Source organism: Roseburia sp. 1XD42-69, from assembly GCF_003612565.1.
In the GTDB taxonomy this organism is placed as follows: Bacteria; Bacillota; Clostridia; order Lachnospirales; family Lachnospiraceae; genus Roseburia_B.
In genome coordinates this window covers 1-1,021 of the sequence record NZ_RAZG01000232.1, presented here as the reverse complement: position 1 = coordinate 1,021, position 1,021 = coordinate 1, and the positions used below count along the sequence as shown (strand labels likewise).

Here is a 1,021-nt window from a genome sequence, read left to right as displayed (position 1 = left end):
TATCACTTTTTTAGTATTGTGTTAAGCAAGTTACGATGCAAGCATCGGGGAATGTACCCCCCTATGATTCACTAGCTTTACTCCGGCCATTCGTGACTCGACACAATGCGGTCCCACTCGCTCGGTACATATTCAGTTATCCGGCATGGCAGACCTGCCAAGCCGCACAATGGGAATTTCCAGAAATTACCATTGATAACCTTAATATGTCCATAAAAGAAACGCTTTAATCTATAAAAGTAAAAATAGCAGGATACCTTCCTGCAATTCTTTCCTGCTATGTATATTTATCTTTTTCCTTTCGGTTTCCAGTACACCTTTATTACCCTGCCGCAGCTAGGGCATTTCAGCGACACGATAATCCAGCCGGAACCCGTCTCCCCAATGTCACAGGCCCGTTTCTTGCACCATCTCTCCGGGCATTTCATTTTCCGGATAATACCACCTCCTCTCCCCCAAAATACATCTGTTGCTATCTCCCCGCACTGATATGGAACAAGGGAACCAGACATGAATTGTTCCTGCTTGGTTCCCTTTTATCGTTTGTGCTTTATTGGTTTTCTCCCTATGCCCTTGCGTCAAATCCACCCTGAACTTCCATCCCGGCAACACCAGCATTTATCTCCTGCCTTGCCGCATGGTACGCATCATAGTAGGCAGCCTTCAAAGCCCCGTGCACCTGCGTCTCCACCTTCGACTCCTTCTCATGCCATCCCACGCCCATCGTGTAGGTCAGTATCTCGTCACCGTTCCCGTCATACACATGGACGGCAGAACCCGTACCTTCCGACAGGAACTTAGCCTCATACGGCTCCCCGAACAGAAAGCGCAGCCACCGCTCATCCGCCTCCCGAATTTCTTTCATATCCGTCATTTCCTGATTGAGTTTCCCCATCAGCGCAGCCCTGTCCGGCGCGACTTTGGCGACCTCGCTTTTCCGCAGGGCGAGAAACTTATTTCCCATATAGACATTCTGCGCCGCATCCTCTCTGGCATATTCCGTTATCTTCTCCCGGAGGGC

Annotated in this window: 2 protein-coding genes; both read right to left on the bottom strand. The window is 49.7% G+C overall.

Translation table 11 applies throughout. The features are described from left to right. Window positions 1-287: 287 nt before the first annotated feature. Window positions 288-512 carry a hypothetical protein gene (locus D7Y06_RS25295; RefSeq protein WP_016303008.1) on the bottom strand — a complete coding sequence of 75 codons (225 nt, stop codon included), beginning with the start codon at window positions 510-512 and terminating at the stop codon, window positions 288-290. A gap of 53 nt (window positions 513-565) precedes the next feature. Next, window positions 566-1,021 (bottom strand): hypothetical protein (locus tag D7Y06_RS25290; protein WP_120410216.1); only part of this gene is annotated, 456 nt, incomplete at its 5' end.